The sequence below is a fragment of the Curtobacterium sp. ME12 genome (assembly GCF_903970855.1).
In the GTDB taxonomy this organism is placed as follows: Bacteria; Actinomycetota; Actinomycetes; order Actinomycetales; family Microbacteriaceae; genus Curtobacterium; species Curtobacterium poinsettiae_A.
This window is the reverse complement of the sequence record NZ_CAJCKD010000017.1, coordinates 52818-73215: the sequence shown is the minus strand read 5'-3', so window position 1 is coordinate 73215 and position 20398 is coordinate 52818. Positions and strand designations below refer to the sequence as shown.

The window sequence follows — 20398 nt, the reverse complement described above, 5'->3', positions numbered from 1 at the left end:
GTACCGGGCCTCCCGTCTCGGCCGTCACCCCGCTGGCGCGGTGCGCCGGTACCGGCTGGTGGGGTCCGCCTCCGGACCGTCGTGGTGGCGGCCTACTGCACCGTGACGGTCTTCGTGCCGAAGCTCTTGTAGGTGCCGCTCGGCAGGTCCTGGAAGTAGACGCGCACGGTGTGCGTGCCCTTCTTCACCCCGGTGAACTTCCGCGACAGTCCGACGTCCGATCCCCAGTCCGGGTGCACGGCCTGCACGTCGGTGCGGGTCGCGTTGACCGTTCCGGGCGCGACGGCCACGCCGTCCAGGTGGATCTTGTACTTGACCGGGTCCCAGACGTCCGGGTCGATCGCCCAGCCGGCCACGGTGATGGTGCCCGTGCCGCCGGTGACGGACTCGTACAGGCCCTTGGCCGATCCGGTCTTGCCCGTCTTGCCGGTGGTGGGCGGATCGGTGACCGTCACGCTCTTCGTGCCGAAGCTCTTGTACGTGCCGCTCGGCAGCTCCTGGAAGTACACGCGCACGGTGTGGGTGCCGGCTGCCAGCTCCGGGATCTTCAGGGCGAGTCCCACGTCGGAGCCCCATGCGGGGTGCACGGCCTCGACGTCGGTCCGCTTCGCGTTCGCGGTCCCGGGGGCGATGGCGACACCGTCGACGTGGATCTTGTAGGCGACGGGGTCCCAGACGTCGGGGTCGATCGCCCAGCCGCGCACGGTGGCACTGTTCACGCCACCGACCGCGGACTCGAACGCACCCTTGACCGAGCCGGTCTTGCCCGTCTTGCCGGTCGTCCCCGACGCGTCGGGTTCGGCGGTCGACGCGGCGGTCACGGTCACGGACTTGGTGCCGAAGCTGACGTACTTGCCGCCCTGCAGGTCCTGGAAGTAGACGCGCACGGTGTGCTTGCCGGCCTGCAGGCCGGTGAGCCGGAGCGTCAGGCCGACGTCGGAGCCCCACGTGGGGTGCTCCGCCTCGACGTCGGTGCGGGTGGCGTCGGCGACCCCGCTGTCCGTGCTCACGCCGTCGACGTGGATCTTGTACTTGACCGGGTCCCACACGTCCGGGTCGATCGCCCAGCCCCGCACGGTGGCCGTGCCGACGCCGCCGGTGACGGAGTCGTACGAGCCGCGCACGGCACCGGTCTTGCCGGTCTTGCCGGTGGTCGGGGCGTCCACGACGACCGACTTCGACGCGACCTTCACGTACTTCGTGCCGGGCTTGTCCATCACGTACAGCGTCACGGCGCGCGTGCCCGCGCTGATGCCGCCGATCGTCTTCGAGAAGCCGAGGGTGCTGCCGACGCCCGGGTAGACCTTCGCCACGTCGGTGCGCGTCTTGTCCGCAGTGCCGGTCGCCTTGCTCACGCCGTCGACGAGGATCTTCCACGAGCCGGGCTTGGACGAGTCGGGATCGAGGACCCAGCCGGTCGCCGAGATCGTGCCGACGCCACCGGTCACCGAGTCGAGGACGCCCTTGGGTGCCGCGCTCGTGATGGTCCGGGTGTAGCAGCCGAGCAGGGTGTTCGCCCCGCGGCCCTGGTTGATGGCGTAGCTGCAGACGGAGTGCTTGCCGAGACTCAGCCCGGTCAGCTCGGCCGAGAACCCGTGCTTGGTGTTGTTCGCGCCGAGGGTGCCGGCGAGGTCGCTCCGGGTCTTGTCCGCCGTGACGGTCTTCGCGCCGGCGCCGTCGACGTAGAACGCGACGCGCAGGGCGTTGGTGGTGTCCGGGTCGGCCGCCCAGCCGGTGACCGTGATCGACGAGGTGGAGGTCGCGGTCACGGAGTCGACGTCGCCGTAGGGGTTGCCACCGCCGGCCGCAGCACCGAACCAGTCGGTGTACATGCGCCAGAAGTTGCGGTTGCCGTAGGCCGAGCAGCTGTCACCGGTGCCGTAGAGGTTCGACATGGCCGCGGCGTTCGGGGTGTACGGGGTGTAGATGTACAGGCTCGCGGTGGCCTGGTTCTGGATGTAGACGGACTTCCGGCCGCAGGCCGCGTTCGGGTTGAGCAGGATCGAGTTCGTCCGGCCCGCCTGGTACGCCCACGAGGTCGGCGACGCCTGGTACCGCTTGAACTGGAGCGCCGCGGCGTAGACCTGCTGGCCGAAGCCGTAGTAGGCCGGGTCGCACGGGGCGGTGTCCGGGCACGCGAAACCGGTGGCGTGCAGGTACATGTAGGACGTCGGCGAGGACGTCGTGACGATGCCCTGCTCCTTCTGCAGGAGCACGAGCAGCACCTTCTGGCTGATGCCGCACGCGGCACCGACCTGGGCGATCATCGTCGCGGCGGTCTTCGTGCCGCCGGCGATGGCCGCGCACCGGCCGGAGACGGCGCCGATCGAGCTCATCTTCTGCGAGAAGTCCTTCAGGCAGGCGGGGCCGCCGGAGGCCTTGCGGCAGTTCGGCGCGACGCTCGTCAGGAACGACTGCACGGCGGCGGCGTTCATCGCCGAGCCGTTGTAGAAGTTCGCGTCGCTGATGATGTTGCCCGGGTCGAAGTCCGAGGCGACCGCGGCCGAGGCCGCCTGGGTCGTGGTCTGCTCCGCGAGCACCGTGCCGAAGGTCAGGCCGCTCACCGCGACGGCGAGGGCCGCAACCATGGCGAGGGAGCTGCGGAGGGGACGACGGGAGCGGGCTGCTCGGGTGGTGCGGGGGGTGCGGGAGTTGCGCATCACGGGACCTCGGCGGTCAGGGGGTCGGACGTCGTCGACGCGGAGCCGACGGCGTAGGTCAGGGTGACGGACCAGGTGCCGCTCGGCACCTTCGCCGCGGGGAACGACACCTGCGCGCAGTTCACCGACGACGCACTCGCCTGTGCGGTGCTCGTTGCGGTGCGCGTGACGCCGTCCTTCGTCGCGGTGAAGGTGCACTTCCCGCTCGTGTCGGTCGTGCCGGAGACCAGGCCGCCGGCTTGGAGGGTATTCGACCCGGTGTCCCAGCCGGCGAAGGTGACGACGGCCGTGGCCGGGTACTCCGACGGGTCGGTGTCCGGCTGGTTCGTCGCGCCGCTGCCCGGGAACGCGCCGGGGGTGTCGTCGTCGGAGGCGTCGTCGCCGTCGCCGTCGGACGCACCGTCGGTCGGCGTCGAGGCCGTGTCGGTGGGGGCAGTGGTCGCCGAGTCGTCGCCCGTCGGGGTCGCACTCGGGGTGCGCGAGACGGACGCGGACGGCGACGGGGTGGCGTCGTCGCCCCCACCGGAACAACCGGCCAAGAGGAGACTGAGTGCGCCGACCACCGCGAACGCAGCGATCGGCCTGGATGCGAGGAGCATGCTGACGGGCCGTCCTGTGGATGTTGACAAGGGTCCGGGTTGCAACAACGGTAACTCGAAAGTGAAGGTTGAGGGTTGGATCGGCCGGAATCACCCCCACTCGGGGTGCACGACGACCGTCGCCCAACCCCGTCCCGCGGGCCCGGTGAGTATGCTGTTCCGGTCCTGCCCCCACGAACGAAGAGACGTATGGTCGACCAAGCCCGCATGACCGCGCTCGCGAAGGAACCCCTCGTCGTGATCGGCGCGCCGACGAGCGCCTTCCGCGGGACCTTCCGTGAGCTGCGCGACGTCTTCCGGCAGCGCGAGATGCTCGGCATGCTCGTCCGGCGTGACCTGAAGGCGCGTTACAAGGACTCGGCACTCGGGTTCGTCTGGACGCTCGTGCGTCCGTTGACCCAGCTGCTCATCTACTACTTCGTCATCGGCAAGGTCCTCGGCGCCGCCAACGGCATCGACAACTTCGCGATCTACGTCTTCACCGGCCTGACCGCCTACACGCTCTTCAGCGAGATCGTCGCCGGGTCGACCGGCTCGATCGTCGGCAACTCCGGGCTGATCAAGAAGGTGTACGTCCCCCGCGAGGTCTTCCCGCTCGCCAGCGTCGGCGCAGCCCTGGTGAACTTCACCATCCAGTTCGCGATCCTGCTGGCCGCGACGGTCGTGATCGGCGTCTTCCCGTGGCACGAGGGCCTGGTCTACCTGATCCCGTCGCTCGCGGTGATCCTGGTCTACGGCGCGGCCATCGGTCTGGTGCTGTCCGCGCTCAACGTGTACCTGCGTGACGTGCAGTTCGTCATCGACGTCGGCCTGATGGTCCTGCTTTGGGCCTCGCCGATCGTCTACTCGTACTCGCGGGTGGTCGCCACCGTGAACGCGGACTGGCTCCTCACCGTCTACACGAACAACCCGCTGACCCTGTCGGTGCTCGGCCTGCAGAACGCGATCTGGCTGCACGACCCGGCCGACGTCACGTACCCCGACCACCTGATGCTCCGGCTGGGGATCGCGTTCGTGATCGGCCTCCTCTGCCTCATCGGTGCGCAGCGGATCTTCTCCCGCCTGCAGGGCAACTTCGCGCAGGAGCTCTAGACCATGGCCATCAGCACCCCCGTCGCCCCGACGACCCCCGGTGAGACCGCCGAGCGTCCTGACGTCATCGTCATCGACCACGTCCGCAAGCGCTTCACGGTCCGCAAGGACAACACCCTGCGCGAGCGCATCGTCACGCTCGGCCGCGCCGGGCGGAAGCACCGCCAGGACTTCTGGGCACTCGACGACGTCTCGGTGTCGATCCAGGCCGGTTCGACCGTCGGGCTCATCGGCCAGAACGGCTCCGGCAAGTCGACCCTGCTCAAGGCGATCGGCGGCATCATCCAGCCGACCTCCGGCACGGTGTCCCGCCGCGGTCGTCTCGCCGCCCTGCTCGAGCTCGGCGCCGGGTTCCACCCCGACCTGTCCGGCCGCGAGAACGTCTACCTCAACGCGAGCCTGCTCGGTCTCAGCCGCAAGCAGACCGACGAGAAGTTCGACGACATCCTGGCGTTCTCGGGCATCGGGGACTTCATCGACACCCAGGTGAAGTTCTACTCATCGGGCATGTACGTGCGGCTCGCGTTCGCCGTCGCCGTGCACACCGACCCCGACGTCCTGCTCGTCGACGAGGTCCTGGCCGTCGGCGACGAGGCGTTCCAGCGCAAGTGCCTCGACCGCATCCGCACCTTCCAGGAGGCCGGCAAGACGATCATCATCGTCACGCACTCCCTCAGCCAGGTGCAGGAGATGTGCGACCGCGTCGTCCTGCTCAACAAGGGCAAGGTGCTGCACGACGGTGACCCCGTCCAGGCCGTGAGCATGTTCCGCGAGGTGCTCGAGGAACGCCGTCAGGGCGAGCTCAGCACCGACGTCGCCGTCGGCCGCGGCAAGGTCGTCGGCGCGAGCGTGCACGTGGACGGCAAAGAGCCCCGCGCCGACGTCATGCCGGGCGACGACCTCGTCGTGGACATGGAGTTCGAGCACCTGGACGGCATCGCCGACTGGGAGGCCGCGGTCCAGATCAACAACGCCGGGGGCCAGGTCGTCTACGGCACCACCACCGGCATCATGGGCCTCGAACTGCAGCCGCTGCACGGTCGCCGGAAGCTCCGCCTGCGGATCGCCGACACCGCGTTCGGCACCGGCAAGTACTTCATCAACGTGTCGATGATGGACTCCGCTGGGCGCCACCTGCACGACATGCCGGAGTGCGACTCGTTCGAGGTCCCCGGGTTCGAGCACGCCGTGGGCACGGTCTACGCCGAGCCCTCGATCGAGGAGCTCGACTGACCCCGGACGACGGCGACACCGGGGACCGCGTCGACGGCACGCCCCGTGCCGGCTCCGCGCCCCGGACCGACGGCACGCTCCGCACCGCGGTCGTCGTCGTGAACTGGAACCGTGCCGACCTGACCACCGCGGCCGTCCGCGCCGTGCTCGACGAGGGCACGGCCGACGACGTCATCGTCGTCGACAACGGGTCGTCCGACGACTCCGTCGCGGTGCTCCGCCGTGCCCTGCCGGACGCCACCGTCATCGCACGCGGCGACAACGGCGGTTTCGCGGCCGGTGCCAACACCGGCATCCGGCATGCGGGTGCCGACGTCGTCGTGCTCCTGAACAACGACGCCGTGCCCGCACCGGGCTTCGTCGCGGCGCTCCGCGACCACCTGGCGCACGCCGGGCCCGAGGTCGCCGCCGTGACGGGCCGCATCGTGCTCGCCGGACGTTGGACGGGCCTCCCGGCCGGGGTGGAGCCCGCACCCGGCGAGCGCGTGCTGCGCGACCACGACGGCCGGCGCTGGACGCCGTCGGCGGACGGCGAGGTCCGGCTCAACTCGACCGGCGTCCGCGTCGACCGCGACGGCAACGGGATGGACCGCGACTGGTTCGCGCCCGTCGACCGGGTCGCCGACGTCGACGTCTTCGGGTTCTCCGGTGGCGCTTCCGCCCTCCGGCGCACGGCACTGGACGACGTCGGCCTGCTCGACGAGTCCCTGTTCATGTACTACGAGGACACCGAGCTCGCCTGGCGGCTGCGCCGGCGCGGATGGCGCGTCGAGCACGCGGCCGACGCGGTCGTCGAGCACGACCACTCGGCGTCGTCCGGCGTGCAGAGCGACCTGTTCGTCTTCCGCAACGCCCGCAACCGCATCGTCGTCGCGCTCTGGCACGCCCCGTGGCCGATCGTCGCGCGGGCGAGCGCCCGCACCCTGGTGCGCGGCCTGCGCGCACTGGCCTCCGGTCGCACCCGCCGGGAGGCGCGGCTCGTCCTGACGGCGTTCGCGGACGTCGCGGGGACCCTGCCGGTCCACCTCGCGCGCCGACTGCGAGAGACCCGGCGCGCGTCCGTCCCGCGCCGCCGCGTGGACCCGGGCGCATGAGTGCAGCGGGCTATCCTGGACACTCGCCCGTCGACGGCCCCGGCCACGACGACCCCGCCCGGAAGGATCCACGCGTGCCGCAGCTCACCGTCCTCGTCGACGGGACCGCGGTACCGCGTGAACTCGGCGGTGTGGGTCGCTACGTCGAGGGGGTCGTGTCGCACCTGACCGACCCGGCGCTCGACGTCCACCTGGTGGTCCGACCCGTGCACGCTTCGCACTTCCGCACCGTGGCGCCGCACGCCACCGTGCACACCGCGCCGGCGTGGACCGACTCGGTGCCGCTCCGGTTCCTGTGGGAGCAGACGGGCCTGCCGGCGCTCGGCCGACGACTCGGCGCGCAGGTGCTGCACTCCCCGCACTACACGTTCCCGTTCGGCTGGCGTGGCGGGTCCGTCGTCACGCTGCACGACGCCACGTTCTTCTCCAACCCCGAGTGGCACTCCCGCCTGAAGCGCACGTTCTTCACGTGGTGGAGCCGCCGGTCCCTGCGTTCCCGCCCGGTGGTCATCGTGCCGAGCGCGGCCACCGCGACCGAGGCCGCACGGGTCGTGACCGGCATCCGCGCCGACGTCCGGGTCGCACCGCTCGGCGTCGACCGTGCCGTGTTCCACGAGCCGTCCACCGCCGAGGTCGAGGACGCCCGGATCGCCGCGACCCTGCCCGAGGGAGCGCCCTGGATCGCGTTCCTCGGCACCATCGAACCGCGGAAGAACGTCACGGCGCTGCTCGACGCCTACGCGTCCGTGCGCGCCGCGCGTGCGGCTGCCGGGTCGGACGGTGGTCCGGGCTCGGAGACCCCGTGGCTCGTGCTGTCCGGTGCCCGCGGGTGGGACGAGTCCGCGATCGCCCGGCTCGACGCGCTGCAGCCGGAGGACCACGTGATCGAAGCCGGCTACCTGCCGCTCGAGGACCTGGCGGGCTACCTCGGTGGTGCCGAGTTCGTCGTCTACCCGTCCCTCGGCGAGGGCTTCGGGCTGCCCGTGGTCGAGGCGATGGCCTCCGGCGCGTGCGTCCTGACCACCCGGCGGCTGTCCCTGCCCGAGGTCGGCGGGGACGCGGCCGTCTACAGCGAGCCCGACGCGACCTCGCTGGCGTCCGCGATGACGGCACTGCTGGACGAGCCCACCCTCGTGGCCTCGCACCGTGCGGCGGCGCTGGCCCGCGCTTCCTCGTTCACCTGGGAGGCCACGGCGGCCGTGCACGTCGCGGCCTACGAGTCCGTCGCCGGGGGTGCGCGGTGATCCGGGTGGCGGTGCTGACGGTCACCTACAACACCGGCGAGACCATCCGGCCGTTCCTGGCGAGCGTGGCCGGTGCCTCGAAGGACCCGGTCGCGGTGGTCATCGCGGACAACGGTTCGGCCGACATCGACGCACTCCGGGCGATCGGCGAGTCGTACGGCGCCGTCGTGGTCTCCTCCGGTGGCAACCGCGGCTACGGCGGCGGGATCGATGCGGCCCTGAACGCCCTCGACGACGTGCTGCCGGACGTGCGCCCGGAGTTCCTGCTCGTGACGAACCCCGACGTCGTGCTCGGCGAGGGCTCGATCGACGAACTCGTGGCCGCCGCGGACCGGTTGCCGTCCGGCGGGTCGTTCGGTCCCCGGATCCTCGACGACCAGGGCGAGACCTACCCGTCCGCGCGGCAGCTCCCCTCGCTCCGGACCGGCCTCGGCCACGCCGCGTTCTCGCGGTTCTGGCCGGCGAACCCGTGGAGCCAGCGGTACTGGTCCACCACCGAGGTCGTCGAGCGCGAGGCCGGCTGGCTCTCCGGTGCGTGCTTCCTCATCCGCACGTCGCTCTTCCGCGAGCTCGACGGGTTCGACGAGTCGTACTTCATGTACTTCGAGGACGTCGACCTCGGCCAGCGCGTCGGTCGGTCGGGGCGAGCGAACGTGTACGTGCCCTCGGCGGTCGTCACCCACACCGGAGCCCACTCGACGTCGTCCAACCGGCGCCGCATGGAGATCGAGCACCACCGGAGCGCGTACCGGTTCCTGTCGCGGAAGTACCGGGCGTGGTGGCTCTGGCCCCTGCGGGTCGCCCTGCACGCGGGCCTCTCCGCCCGTGCCCGCTGGGTCACACGCAAGTAGCGCCCGCTCGCCGGGCTGTCCCGTTCGCGGGCGGCCCCGTTCGCGGGCGGCCCCGTCCGCAAGACACCGGTGTTCGCGCGTTGAACCGCGGTCTGCGGGTGTTCCGAGCACGAACACCGGTGTCTTGCGGGCCAGACGGCGTCAGGGGCGGCGGGCGCGCTCGGCGCGGGCCGCCGCCAGCAGCACGGCAGCGCGGGCGTCGAAGGAGTGCTCGACGGCGATGCGCTCGGCCACGGCGGCACGTTCGGCAGCGGCCGGCCACGCGTGCGCCGGGTCGAGCAGGTCGGCCAGCTCGTCACGGGAGCCCGCCACCTCGAGGGTCGGCACGTCCAGCACGTCGGACAGCCCGGCCACCGGGTCGGTCACGACGACTCCCCCGGACGCCAGCACGTCGAACACCCGGTTCGACACGAAGCCCCCGGCCGCCATGTCCGGCCAGTGGTCGTTCAGCACCACTCGGGCCGAGGCGTAGGCCGTCGCGACCTCGGCTCGGCTCAGGGATGCTTCTCCGAGTGACTCCGCGGGGACGAGTGCTCCCCAGCCGGGCCCGTACACGCGGAGGTCCGCCCGAAGCGCCACCGCATCGGAGACCACGGGGCGCGCGGCGCCGCGGGTCGAGCCGACGAACACCACGCGGTCGGCGTCCGGACTCGTCGCCGAACGGGCCCCGGGGTGGAACACCGACGGGTCGGTCGCCTGCAGGAGCGTGCGCACCGGCACGCCCGCACGCGCAGCGGCCGCCGCCGCCCACACCGGCCCGGCCGCGAACGCCGCGTCGAAGGACCGCAGTTCGGTGTCCGTGACGTCGTCGGGGTGGCTGATCACCCAGAGCAGGTTCACCGACGCCGGGTTCGGCGCCACCCGGTCGAGTCCCCGGATCACCAGCGTGACGTCGTCCGAGGCATCGTCGTCCCGCACGTGGGCGTCGCGTCGGTCGATCCGGACGCGCTGCCCGAGCCGCTCGAGTGCCCCGGCGAGCTCGGCGGCGAAGTGCACGTCGCCCCAGCCGTCGCCCTCGGGCCCGGCGGGCGCAGCGATCTTCAGCGACCAGGTGAGGTGTTCGGCGTCGCCACCGGTCACGCGCGCGGCCGGGGACACCGGCCGCGCGCCCCACGGCGGCAGCGGCGGTCCGGCGACGACACCGTCGCCCTCGGACGCGCGGTCGCGCCAGGCGGTGAACGCGTCGACGGTCGCGGCGTCGACCGTGCGGCCGGCCTCGACCGAGCGGGTCGCCTCGCCGACGACGCGCACCGGCCCGCCGTGCAGGTCGGCGACCGCGCGGCTCCAGGCCGTCAGGGTCATGCGTTCGTCCGGGAGGCACGGTGCCGGCACCAACGCCGCCCCCGGCACCGAGAGCACCGGCTGGTCCGCCGCGAACACGGTACTGACGTCGGCGCGGTCGTCGGACCACGGCAGCGCCCCGGGGCGGAGGAGCCGGGCACCCGACCGCACCGTGCCGTCCGGCAGCCGGACACGCGCCTGGGCGACGGTGTCGGCGGCGGCGAGGGCGCGGAGCGTGGGGACGTCGACCTGCACCGACGAGTCGACGAGCACGAGGGTGCGGCCCACGCCGCCGGCGACCCCGGCGTCGATCGCCGCGCCGAGGCCGTCGACCGGGGCGCGACGCACCCAGGGCAGGCCGCGGCCGAACGGGGCGACCGGCGAGGCGTCGGCGACGTAGCTCGCCGCGCGGACGTCGGCGGAGCGGCCGAAGGCCCGGCGCGCGACGGCGACGAGCGGAGCGACCTCGGCGTGCCGGTCCGAGCGTGTGGTGACGAGCACCGTGACCTCGGCGGCGGACCGCAGCGGAGCGTCCTGCGACCTGGCCATCCCGTCGCCGTCAGCCGACGTCGGCGACGCGGGGCGGGCCTCCAGGCCGGAGGGGTCGCGTCGGCGACCGAACCACCCGGTGCCCGACGCCACGACGGTGACTACGCGCCGAGGAGACGCTGCAGGTAGACGCCGTAGCCGCCCTTGACCAGCGGCGCGGCGAGCTCGGCGAGCTGCGTGTCGTCGATCCAGCCGTTGCGCCAGGCGATCTCCTCGATGCACCCGATCTTGAAGCCCTGCCGGTCCTCGATGACCTTGACGTACTCGGACGCCTGCATCATCGACTCGAACGTGCCGGTGTCGAGCCAGGCCGTACCGCGGTCGAGGACCTGGACGCCGAGTTCGCCGGCGTCGAGGTAGCGCTCGTTGACGGTCGAGATCTCGAGCTCGCCGCGCGCACTCGGCTCGATCGTCTTCGCGATCTCGATGACCTTGTTGTCGTAGAAGTACAGGCCGGGGACGGCGTAGTTCGACTTCGGCTCGGTCGGCTTCTCCTCGATCGACACGGCGGTGAAGTCGTCGTCGAACTCCACGACGCCGTACGCCTTCGGGTCGGCCACGTGGTACGCGAAGATCGTCGCGCCCTGGACATCGGTGTTCTTCCGCAGGTTCGTGCCGAGGCCGGTGCCGTGGAAGATGTTGTCGCCCAGGACGAGGGCGACGCTGTCGTCGCCGATGAACTCCTCGCCGATGACGAAGGCCTGCGCCAGACCGTCCGGTGACGGCTGCACGGCGTACTGGATCTCCATGCCGAGCGCCGAGCCGTCGCCGAGCAGGGCCCGGAACTGGTCGTTGTACTCCGGCGTCGTGATGACGAGCACTTCGCGGATGCCGGCCATCATGAGCGTCGACAGCGGGTAGTAGACCATCGGCTTGTCGTAGATCGGCATGAGCTGCTTGCTGATGCCCTTGGTGATGGGCCAGAGGCGCGTGCCGGAACCGCCGGCGAGGATGATGCCCTTCATCGCTTTCCCCTTACTTCTTCGTCCGGAGCGACTCGGTGTACGCGACGCACTCCTCGTACGTCGGCAGCAGGCCCTGTGCCGCGGCTTCCTCGAGGGTGGGGGCGCTGGTGTCCTTCTCGGACAGCACCGGCTCGCCGATGCCCTCGGGGAGCTCGAGGCCGACGGTCGGGTCGAGGATCGTGATCCCCTTCTCTCGCTCGGGGTTGTAGTGCGCGCTGACCAGGTAGTTCACGGTCGACTGGTCCTCGAGCGCGACGATCGCGTGGCCGAGCCCCTCGGACAGGTAGACGGCCTTGCGGTCGATGTCGTCGATCCGGACGGAGTCCCACTGGCCGAACGTCGGGGACCCGACTCGGATGTCGACGATGTAGTCGATGAACGCCCCGCGCACGGCGGTGACGTACTTCGCCTGGCTCGGCGCGACGAGGGCGTAGTGGATGCCGCGGGCGACACCGGCCGCGGAGATCGACATGTTCACCTGGCGGAGGTCGAGCGGGTGACCGACGGTCTCCTCGAGCACGTCGGCGCGGTACGCCTCGAGGAATGCTCCTCGTGCGTCGCCGTGCTGGACGGGCGTGAACTCCCACGCGCCAGGGATCTTCAGTTCGCGGATCTGCACCGGGGAAGCCTAGCAAGCCGTGAGTTCGCATAGGCTGTCATGGTTCTGCGCATTGCCGACTCCCGAAACGAGACCAAGCGAGCCCGTGAAGCTATTCGTCCAGATCCCCTGCCTCAACGAGGAGAACACCCTCGCCAGCGTCATCGACTCCATCCCGCGGGAGATCGACGGCATCGACGAGATCGAGATCCTGGTGATCAACGACGGCAGCACCGACCGCACCGTCGAGGTCGCCAAGGAGCACGGCGTCAAGCACTTCGTGCACCACACGACGAACATGGGCCTCGCCCGCTCGTTCCGTGACGGCGTCGACTACGCGCTGCTGCACGGTGCGGACATCGTCGTGAACACCGACGGGGACAACCAGTACCCGCAGGCGCAGATCGCCGAGCTCGTGCAGCCGATCCTGCGGAAGGAAGCCGAGATCGTCATCGGCGACCGGCAGACGCGCACCATCGAGCACTTCTCCGGCTTCAAGAAGGTCATGCAGCGCTTCGGCTCGTGGGTCGCGAGCCGTGCGGCCGGACTCGACCTGCCCGACGCGGCGAGCGGGTTCCGGGCGTACTCGAAGTACTCGCTCATCCGCCTGAACATCGTGACGCGCTTCAGCTACTGCATGGAGACCATCGTGCAGGCCGGCTACAAGCGCCTGGCGATCGCGTCGGTCCCGATCACGACGAACCCGAAGACCCGCGAGTCGCGGCTCTTCAACAACATCTTCCAGCACATGTTCGAGTCCGGCTCGGCGATCGCCCGCGTCTACCTGATGTACCGGCCGATGGCCCTGTTCCTCTGGGTCGCGGCGGTGCTCGGCGCCCTCGGGCTCTGGCCGCTCATCCGGTACCTGGTGCTCCTGGCGATGCAGACCGGCGGCAACCACCTGCAGTCGATCATCCTCGGCGTCGTCCTGCTCATCACGGCGCTCCTCTCGATAGTCATCGGCGTCGTGGCCGACCTCACCCGCCTCAACCGCACGCTGGCCGAGGAGCAGCTCGACCTGCAGAAACTGCAGCGGTATGGCGACTGACACGGCACCGGCCGTGTCGCGCCCCGACGTCCGACCCGCGGTCGGGCGACGTGAGCGCATCCTCGTGATCGCCTTGACGGTGGCGTTCGCCGCCGTCCTCGCCGTCTGGGCCGTCGTCACCACGACGTACAAGGCCCCGGACGAGCCGACCCACGTCGACGCCGTACTGCACCTGGCAATCGGTGACGGCTGGCCCGCGCCCGGGGCGATGCACTACCTCAACGCGGTGCACGACACCCAGATCAGCAACATGCGGCAGTCGACCGACGCGAACCAGACGTGGGGCGAGCTGCTCCGCGAGTTCCCGGGGGTGCACCCGACCAGCATCGACCAGATGTCGCAGCACCCCGCGACGTACTACGCCCTGGCCGCCGGGGTCCTGCAGCTGGTGCACTTCGAGGACCTCCGCTGGGACCTCGCCGTCATGGTGCTGCGACTGTTCGACGCCCTGCTCGTCCTGCCGCTGCCGTTCCTGGCATGGGCGACCGTGCGTCGACTGACGCGGTCACCACGGGCCGCACTGGTCGGCGGTGCCGCGGTGTTCGCCCTGCCCGAGGTCGCCTCGATCGGCACCTCGGTCACGAACGACGCGCTCATGCTGCCGTTGGCCGGGGCGCTCGTGTACTTCGTGGTGCGACTGCTCACGGGGGACCTGCGGGTCCGCACGACCATCTGGATCGGACTGCTGCTCGGTGCGATGCTGCTCGTCAAGGGCACCGCACTCCCCGCGATCCCGTTCGTGGGCATCGCCGTGATGGCCGCCGGCTGCACCCGGGCGACCGTCTGGCGGAACGCGCTCCGGACGCTGTGGACGCTGGGGCTCGCCGCCGTCATCGGCGGCTGGTGGTGGCTGCGCAACATCCTCGTGTACCACGACATCCAGCCGGACGGCATGGCCGGCGCACGTCCGCCGATGCCGTTCCCGGCCGGCACCGCCGCGAGCCCCGAGGTGTTCCTCCGCGACTACTGGAACGGCGTCACCCGCACCTTCTGGGGCAGCGTCGGTGGTCTCACCCAGTTCCAGCTCGCCCAGGTCCTGATCGACGGGCTGACCGTCGCGTCGCTCGTCGGCATCGTCGTCTGGGGCTTCCGGCGCGGCCCGTCGCTCCGCCCGGCGATCGTGCTGGCGTCGTTCCCCGTCATCCTCATCACCCTGCACCTGCAGAGCGGGTGGGGCGGGTACGTCCGGAGCACCATCGTCGCCGGCACCCAGGGGCGCTACTACTACCCCACGCTCATCGCCCTCATCGCCCTGAGTGCCCTCGCCTGGCGCCGGGTCTCCGTGACGGCAGTGGGCGCCACCCGGCTCGCCGTCGGGATGTCGATCGCGGCGATGGCCATCGCGCTGTACGGCGTCGTCTACGCGCTGCGGGCCTTCGGGCACGACGCCGCCTTCTGGGTCGACGAGTTCGCGGTCGGCCGGTTCGACCGCTACGGCATGGTCCCCGCCGGCACGAACTTCACCCTCGTCGCCGTCGCCGCGGTCGCACTGACCATCACCGCCGTGCTGCTCGTCCGGTTCATGCGCCGTCCGGAGGTCCCCGCGTGAGCGCCCCGCGACCGCGCGTCGGCCGGCACGAGTGGGTCCTGCTCGGCACCGTGACGCTGGCTTGGCTCGCCTTCCTGCTGACCTTCGCCCTCGTCACCCCGGCCTTCGGGGCACCCGACGAGCCGGCGCACGTCGACGCCGCGTTCCGCCTTGCGCTCGGACTCGGTTGGCCGCACGGCGGGGAGATGCACTACCTCGCCGCCGTGCGGCAGATCGTCGAGCACCCGGTCCCGGCCGTCGACCGTCCCACGGTCGACGCGCTGCTGGCGGCGGTGCCCGGGGACTCCCCCGCGATCGACCCGATGTCCCAGAACCCGCCGACGTACTGGTTGGTGGCCGCCGGGATCCTGCGCGTCACCCGGTTCGGCTCGCACGACTGGGCGACCTCGGTGCTCGTGCTTCGCGTGTTCGACGTGCTGCTCGTCACCGCGCTGCCGCTCCTGGTCTGGGCGACGGTCCGACGGGTGACCCGCTCGCGCCGCACGGCGCTCGTCGCCCCGGTCCTGCTCTTCGCCGTCCCGCAGCTGGCGCAGGTCACCTCCGGCGTCACCGTGTGGGCACCGGTCGTCCTGCTCGGCGCCGTGCTCGTCTGCCTGAGCGCCCGCGTGCTGACCGGCGACCGTTCGTGGTGGACCACCGCCGGGCTCGCCGTGGCCGTCACCGGGCTGGCCGCCCTGAACGCGCTGGGGCTCCTGGCGATCCCGTTCGTCGTCCTCGTGTTCGCCCTGGCACCGGGCCGGACGTGGGGTCGCCGGACCCTGCACGCCGGCGTGGTCGTCATCGCTGCCGTCGCCGTGTCCGGCTGGTGGTGGGTGCGGACGCTGCTCGTCAGCGGGACGCTCCTGCCCGACGCCCTGCGCGCCGTCACGACCGTGCAGCCCTACCCGGCGGGCGGTGCGAACCCCGGGGCGTTCGCCGGACGCCAGTGGGACGGCCTGACCGCCTCGTTCTTCGGCGCACTCGGTGCGAACCAGTGGCCGTTGCCGCCGATGGTCGTCGACACGCTCGCGGTCGTGGGGCTGGCCGTCATCGCCTGGTCGTACGCCCGCCGGACCCCGGGCCGCCGGGTCACCACGATCCTGCTCGTCTGGCCGACGGTGGTCCTCGTCGCCACCCTCGCCTACAACTGGCGGAACTACCTCGGCACGCACCAGGGCAACGGGCTGCAGGGCCGGTTCCTGTTCGTCGCGGTCGTGGCGCTCGTGCTCGCCCAGGCGGTCGCCTGGCACGCCCTCGTCGTCCGTCCGGAGCTGCGTCGGCGCCTGGCCCGGTCGGCGGTCGTCGGTTCCCTCGCGATCGGCACGTACGGCATCGGCCTGACCTACCGCGGCGGATGGGAGAACACGCAGTTCCGCGTCACGCCCGGCGGGATCTCCGCGATGGCCGGCGGCGCACTCACCGGGCCGGCCGTGATCGCGCTGGTCGCCGTGGTGTTCGCGGCCGCCGCCGTCGCGACCGTCGTCCTGGTGTGGCGCACCGCCGCCGACCCCACCGGTGGCCCGCTAGAATCGCCGCCGACCCACGAACCGACCGTCAGGAAAGAGAACTCGTGAAGATCCTCGTCACCGGAGGAGCCGGCTTCATCGGCTCGAACTTCGTCCGCCGCACGCTGGAGGACGCGTACCCCGGCCTCGAGGGCGCCGAGGTCGTCGTCTACGACGCACTGACCTACTCCGGCAACGAAGCGAACCTCGCCCCGGTCGCCGACTCCCCCCGCTACACCTTCGTGCACGGCGACATCCGCGACGCCGCGAAGCTCGACGAGGTCGTCCCGACCGTCGACGCCATCGTGCACTTCGCCGCCGAGTCCCACGTCGACCGCTCGGTCCGCGACTCCGGCATCTTCGTCGAGACCAACGTCGTGGGCACGCAGCGCCTGCTCGACGCCGCGCTCCGCCACGGCACCGAGCGCTTCGTGCACGTCTCCACCGACGAGGTCTACGGCTCCATCAGCGAAGGCTCGTGGGACGAGGAGCGCCCGCTCGAGCCGAACTCGCCGTACTCGGCGTCGAAGGCCGGCAGCGACCTGCTCGCCCGCAGCTACCACCGCACGCACGGGCTGAACCTCTCGATCACGCGCTGCTCGAACAACTACGGGCCGTACCACTTCCCCGAGAAGGTCATCCCGCTGTTCGTGACCAACCTCATCGACGACCAGCACGTGCCGCTGTACGGCGAGGGCAACAACATCCGCGACTGGCTGCACGTCGACGACCACACCCGTGGCATCGCGATGGTCCTGACCCGTGGCCGCGCCGGCGAGATCTACAACATCGGCGGCGGCACCGAGCTGACCAACAAGGAGCTCACGCAGCTGCTGCTCGACGCGACCGGCAAGGACTGGTCGTACGTCGACCGCGTCGCCGACCGTCTCGGCCACGACCTGCGGTACTCGGTCGACATCTCGAAGATCCAGGCCGAGCTCGGCTACGAGCCGCTCGTGCCCTTCGAGCAGGGCCTGGCCGACGTCGTGCAGTGGTACCGCGACAACCGCGCCTGGTGGGAGCCGCTCAAGCAGCGTGCGGCGCTGAGCTGAACCGGCACACCGTGACCAGGTACCTCATTACCGGCGCCGCCGGCATGCTCGGTCAGGACCTCCAGGCCGCACTCGCCGGCCGCGACGTCACCGCGCTGTCGCGGGCCGACCTCGACATCACCGACCCGGCCGCGGTGGACGCTGCCGTCGCCGGACACGACGTCGTGATCAACTCGGCCGCCTACACGAAGGTCGACGACGCGGAAGACCACGAGGACGACGCCCACGCGGTCAACGCGACGGGGCCGAAGCTGCTGGCCGAAGCGTCGGTCCGCCACGGCGCGAAGCTCGTCACCGTGTCGACCGACTACGTCTTCGACGGCAACGGCACCGCGCCCTACGCCGAGGACGCGCCGACCGACCCGATCAACGCCTACGGCCGCACGAAGGCCGCCGGCGAGGCGTTCGTCCGTGCGATCGCTCCGGACACCTCGTACGTCGTCCGCACCGCGTGGATCTACGGCGCGCACGGGCCGAACTTCGCCGCGACCATGCTCCGGCTCGCGGGGTCGCACGACACCGTCAGCGTCGTCACCGACCAGGTCGGCCAGCCGACGTGGACGGGCGACCTCGCCGCACGGATCGTCGAACTCGTCGACGTGGACGCCCCTGCGGGCACGTACCACGGCACGAACGCCGGCCAGGGTTCCTGGTTCGACTTCACGCAGGCCATCTACCGCGAACTCGGGCTCGACCCGGAGCGCGTGCTGCCCACGGACAGCGCCGCGTTCGTCCGACCGGCACCGCGTCCGGCGTACAGCGTGCTCGGGCACGACGGCTGGTCACGCGCCGGACTCGCGCCGATGCGCGACTGGCGCGACGCGTTGCACGCTGCGGTCGCGGCGGGTGCGCTGACCGCGTAGGCACGGCTCTCGACCCGGAGGCGCGGGTCGGTTCCCGCACACCGCGGACCCGACCCGCGCCTCCTGTCCGACCACCGACCGCGCCCAGGGGGCGCCGGGACCACCCTGGTAGTGTCGGGCAGCCGAGCGCGGGGCCGGCCCTCGGCCCCCTGCCCACGGGTCCACGAACCACGACGAGGAGCACAGCACCATGACCACCCTCCACGTCATCGTCGACCAGATCGTCGCGCCCGTGCCGGGCGGCATCGGGCGCTACGCCGAGGAGCTCGCACGTCACCTCGTCGAGCACGCGCCGAGCGGCTGCGAGGTCGCGGGTGTGGTCTCCGCCGTCGGGTCCGACGAGATGGCGCACCTGCGGACGCTCCTGCCCGGGCTGTCCGACCTGCAGCGACTGCCGCTGCCGCGTCGCGAGCTGTCGCTCGCCTGGCAGGGCGGGTTCGTGGGCGGCATCGCGAAGGGCATGGTGCACGCGCCGAGCGTGCTCGCACCACTGGTCAAGCACGACCGTTTCCAGGACCCGGGTAGGCAGACCGTGGTGACCGTCCACGACGTGGTGCCGTGGACCAACCCCGAGACGCTGACGCCGCGCGGCGTCCACTTCCACAAGGCGATGGTGAAGCGGGCGTGGAAGCACGCCGACGCCGTCGTGGTGCCGACCCACGCCGTGGCGGGGGCGCTGAACGAGATCCACCGGTTCGACGACCGGCTCCGCGTGATCGGCGGCGCGCCGAGCGGACGCCTCCGCCTGCCCGTCGACGCCGACCTGCGCGCCGAGCGCCTCGGCCTGCCCGACCGCTACGTGCTCGCGGTCGGCACGCTCGAACCGCGCAAGGCCCTCGCGTCCCTGATCGAGGCGATGGCCCACCCGGACGCCCCCGGCGACGTGCCCCTGGTCATCTCCGGTCCGGACGGCTGGGGCGACGTCGACGTGTACGGCACCGCGGAGCGCGCGGGCCTGTCCCGCGACCGGGTGAAGGTCCTCGGCCGCATCGACGACGCGGACCTCGCGGTGGTCTACGACCGTGCGACCGTGTTCGTGTTCCCCAGCCTCGCCGAGGGCTTCGGCCTGCCCGTGGTCGAGGCGATGAGCTTCGGCACCCCGGTGATCCACTCCGACGACCCCGCCGTGGCGGAGGTCGCCTCGGACGCCGGCGTCACCGTGGCACGGTCACCGCGGGAGTCCTACCCGGCACGGCTCGCACAGGCGGTCTACCAGGTCGTGAACGACCCGCACCTGGCCAGCCAGCTCGCCGTCGCGGGGCCGGACCGCGCACGCATGTACGACTGGTCCGACTCCGCCGCGGAGACCTGGCAGTTGCACGCCGACCTCTGACGGTCGGAGCGCGTCAGCCCTTGTACGTGTAGGTGCTGACCCAGTCGATGTACAGGTGACCGGCGTCGCCCCAGTCGCCCACCTGGAACATGTACCGGTGCGCGGTCTTCGGCACGTGTGTGGTGATCGTCTTGATCACCTTGCCGTCGAGGCGGTACCGCACGGACTTCCCGGGCACCCACTCGATCGAGTACGTGTGCCACGAACGCCACGAGACGCCGGTGCTCATGCTCGTCGCGTTGGCCTCCTGGCCCGCGATCATCGAGTGGTGGTGCAGCATCGGCTGCTGGTCGAAGTTGGCCTCGGGGTAGTCGATCTCGCCGTCGGCCCACCGGTCGGACGACGGCCAGAGCATGAAGGCCGCGCCGTTGCCGGCACCGCCGGTGGCCTTGGCGCGGACGATGAACTTGCCGCCCTTGTGGCCCCAGGCTCCCGTCGGCGTGCCGAAGGTGCCGGCGGCGCCGTGCTTGCCGTCGAGCTTGACGTCCATGTACCCGTTGTGCGAGCTGATCTGCGAACCCGAGTAGTACATGCCGCCGGTCCCGTCCGGGTACGGCTGCCACGAGTTCGCGTACTTCTTGGCGAAGGCCCCCTTGGCGCTCGCCGCGGTGCTGAACTGCTCGCGGAAGGTCTGCTTGAAGTTCCCGACGTCGCCGAGCGGTGCCGAGCTGGCGGTCGCTGCGGTCCCTTGACCGAGCGGTCCGGCGACGAGTGCTGCTCCGAGGAGCACGACGGCGAGTGCGGCCCTCCTGGTGGTGCGCTTCTGCATGAGGTCGGTCACTCCCTGACGTGACTGTTCGCACCCGTTCCCGTGGATGCCGGGCGGTCGGATCTCGACTGCCCGGCGTTCACGGTAGTTGCTGTCCACAATCTGCGCCCGGGGGTTGACACGACTGAGCACCC

Annotated in this window: 17 protein-coding genes; 11 read left to right on the top strand and 6 right to left on the bottom strand. The window is 71.3% G+C overall.

Annotated features, from left to right (window positions below):
* Positions 1–92 precede the first annotated feature (92 nt).
* Entirely contained in the window at positions 93–2660 is a 2568-nt protein-coding gene (locus H7A73_RS10225) for a hypothetical protein (protein WP_182065861.1), read from the bottom strand.
* Positions 2660–3259 carry a hypothetical protein gene (locus H7A73_RS10220; RefSeq protein WP_182065860.1) on the bottom strand — a complete coding sequence of 200 codons (600 nt, stop codon included), beginning with the start codon at positions 3257–3259 and terminating at the stop codon, positions 2660–2662. Before H7A73_RS10220 ends, H7A73_RS10225 begins: the two co-directional genes overlap by 1 nt.
* A gap of 189 nt (positions 3260–3448) precedes the next feature.
* On the opposite strand from H7A73_RS10220, the gene H7A73_RS10215 reads away from it, so the two are divergent.
* From H7A73_RS10215 to H7A73_RS10195, 5 genes are all read left to right on the top strand, one after another.
* The gene (locus H7A73_RS10215; protein WP_111235512.1) at positions 3449–4351 is read left to right on the top strand and encodes an ABC transporter permease; all 903 of its coding nucleotides are present in this window, start codon (positions 3449–3451) and stop codon (positions 4349–4351) included.
* Between the two features lie 3 nt (positions 4352–4354).
* Positions 4355–5584 (top strand): ABC transporter ATP-binding protein, encoded by a 1230-nt coding sequence (locus H7A73_RS10210; RefSeq protein WP_182065859.1) that lies wholly within the window; start codon positions 4355–4357, stop codon positions 5582–5584.
* Complete coding sequence (locus H7A73_RS10205; RefSeq protein ID WP_259362824.1) at positions 5503–6678, top strand: glycosyltransferase family 2 protein; 1176 nt, start codon at positions 5503–5505, stop codon at positions 6676–6678. The genes H7A73_RS10210 and H7A73_RS10205 overlap by 82 nt, the downstream gene beginning before the upstream one ends.
* A 74-nt stretch (positions 6679–6752) precedes the next feature.
* Positions 6753–7922, top strand: coding sequence for a glycosyltransferase family 4 protein (locus tag H7A73_RS10200; RefSeq protein WP_220456601.1), 1170 nt, complete (start codon positions 6753–6755; stop codon positions 7920–7922).
* Positions 7919–8773 carry a glycosyltransferase family 2 protein gene (locus tag H7A73_RS10195; protein ID WP_182065857.1) on the top strand — a complete coding sequence of 285 codons (855 nt, stop codon included), beginning with the start codon at positions 7919–7921 and terminating at the stop codon, positions 8771–8773. Before H7A73_RS10200 ends, H7A73_RS10195 begins: the two co-directional genes overlap by 4 nt.
* 141 nt (positions 8774–8914) lie before the next feature.
* On the opposite strand, the gene H7A73_RS10190 is transcribed toward H7A73_RS10195, so the two are convergent.
* The 3 genes from H7A73_RS10190 to H7A73_RS10180 form a co-directional block, all read right to left on the bottom strand.
* On the bottom strand, positions 8915–10603 hold the full coding sequence (locus H7A73_RS10190; RefSeq protein ID WP_182065856.1) for a glycosyltransferase: 1689 nt from the start codon (positions 10601–10603) through the stop codon (positions 8915–8917).
* A gap of 101 nt (positions 10604–10704) precedes the next feature.
* A complete protein-coding gene (gene rfbA / locus H7A73_RS10185; RefSeq protein ID WP_182065855.1) occupies positions 10705–11568 on the bottom strand; it encodes a glucose-1-phosphate thymidylyltransferase RfbA in 864 nt (287 codons plus the stop codon).
* Between the two features lie 10 nt (positions 11569–11578).
* The gene (locus H7A73_RS10180) at positions 11579–12187 is read right to left on the bottom strand and encodes a dTDP-4-dehydrorhamnose 3,5-epimerase family protein (RefSeq protein ID WP_182065854.1); all 609 of its coding nucleotides are present in this window, start codon (positions 12185–12187) and stop codon (positions 11579–11581) included.
* 85 nt (positions 12188–12272) lie between these two features.
* Here H7A73_RS10180 and H7A73_RS10175 point away from each other — a divergent pair, with 85 nt between their 5' ends.
* The 6 genes from H7A73_RS10175 (at position 12273) to H7A73_RS10150 (ending at position 19495) form a co-directional block, all read left to right on the top strand.
* Positions 12273–13214, top strand: a complete 942-nt coding sequence (locus H7A73_RS10175; RefSeq protein WP_071406435.1) for a glycosyltransferase family 2 protein — start codon at positions 12273–12275, stop codon at positions 13212–13214.
* A complete protein-coding gene (locus tag H7A73_RS10170) occupies positions 13204–14763 on the top strand; it encodes a hypothetical protein (protein WP_182065853.1) in 1560 nt (519 codons plus the stop codon). Before H7A73_RS10175 ends, H7A73_RS10170 begins: the two co-directional genes overlap by 11 nt.
* The gene (locus tag H7A73_RS10165; protein ID WP_182065852.1) at positions 14760–16316 is read left to right on the top strand and encodes a glycosyltransferase family 39 protein; all 1557 of its coding nucleotides are present in this window, start codon (positions 14760–14762) and stop codon (positions 16314–16316) included. The genes H7A73_RS10170 and H7A73_RS10165 overlap by 4 nt, the downstream gene beginning before the upstream one ends.
* Entirely contained in the window at positions 16313–17299 is a 987-nt protein-coding gene (gene rfbB, locus H7A73_RS10160) for a dTDP-glucose 4,6-dehydratase (protein ID WP_110892679.1), read from the top strand. Before H7A73_RS10165 ends, rfbB begins: the two co-directional genes overlap by 4 nt.
* A gap of 11 nt (positions 17300–17310) precedes the next feature.
* Positions 17311–18162 carry a dTDP-4-dehydrorhamnose reductase gene (gene rfbD / locus H7A73_RS10155; protein WP_182065851.1) on the top strand — a complete coding sequence of 284 codons (852 nt, stop codon included), beginning with the start codon at positions 17311–17313 and terminating at the stop codon, positions 18160–18162.
* Positions 18163–18352: 190 nt separating this feature from the next.
* Positions 18353–19495, top strand: a complete 1143-nt coding sequence (locus H7A73_RS10150) for a glycosyltransferase family 4 protein (RefSeq protein ID WP_182065850.1) — start codon at positions 18353–18355, stop codon at positions 19493–19495.
* A gap of 13 nt (positions 19496–19508) precedes the next feature.
* Here the strand turns inward: H7A73_RS10150 and H7A73_RS10145 are convergent, their stop codons facing one another.
* Positions 19509–20276 carry a family 16 glycosylhydrolase gene (locus tag H7A73_RS10145; protein WP_111235521.1) on the bottom strand — a complete coding sequence of 256 codons (768 nt, stop codon included), beginning with the start codon at positions 20274–20276 and terminating at the stop codon, positions 19509–19511.
* Positions 20277–20398 lie beyond the last annotated feature (122 nt).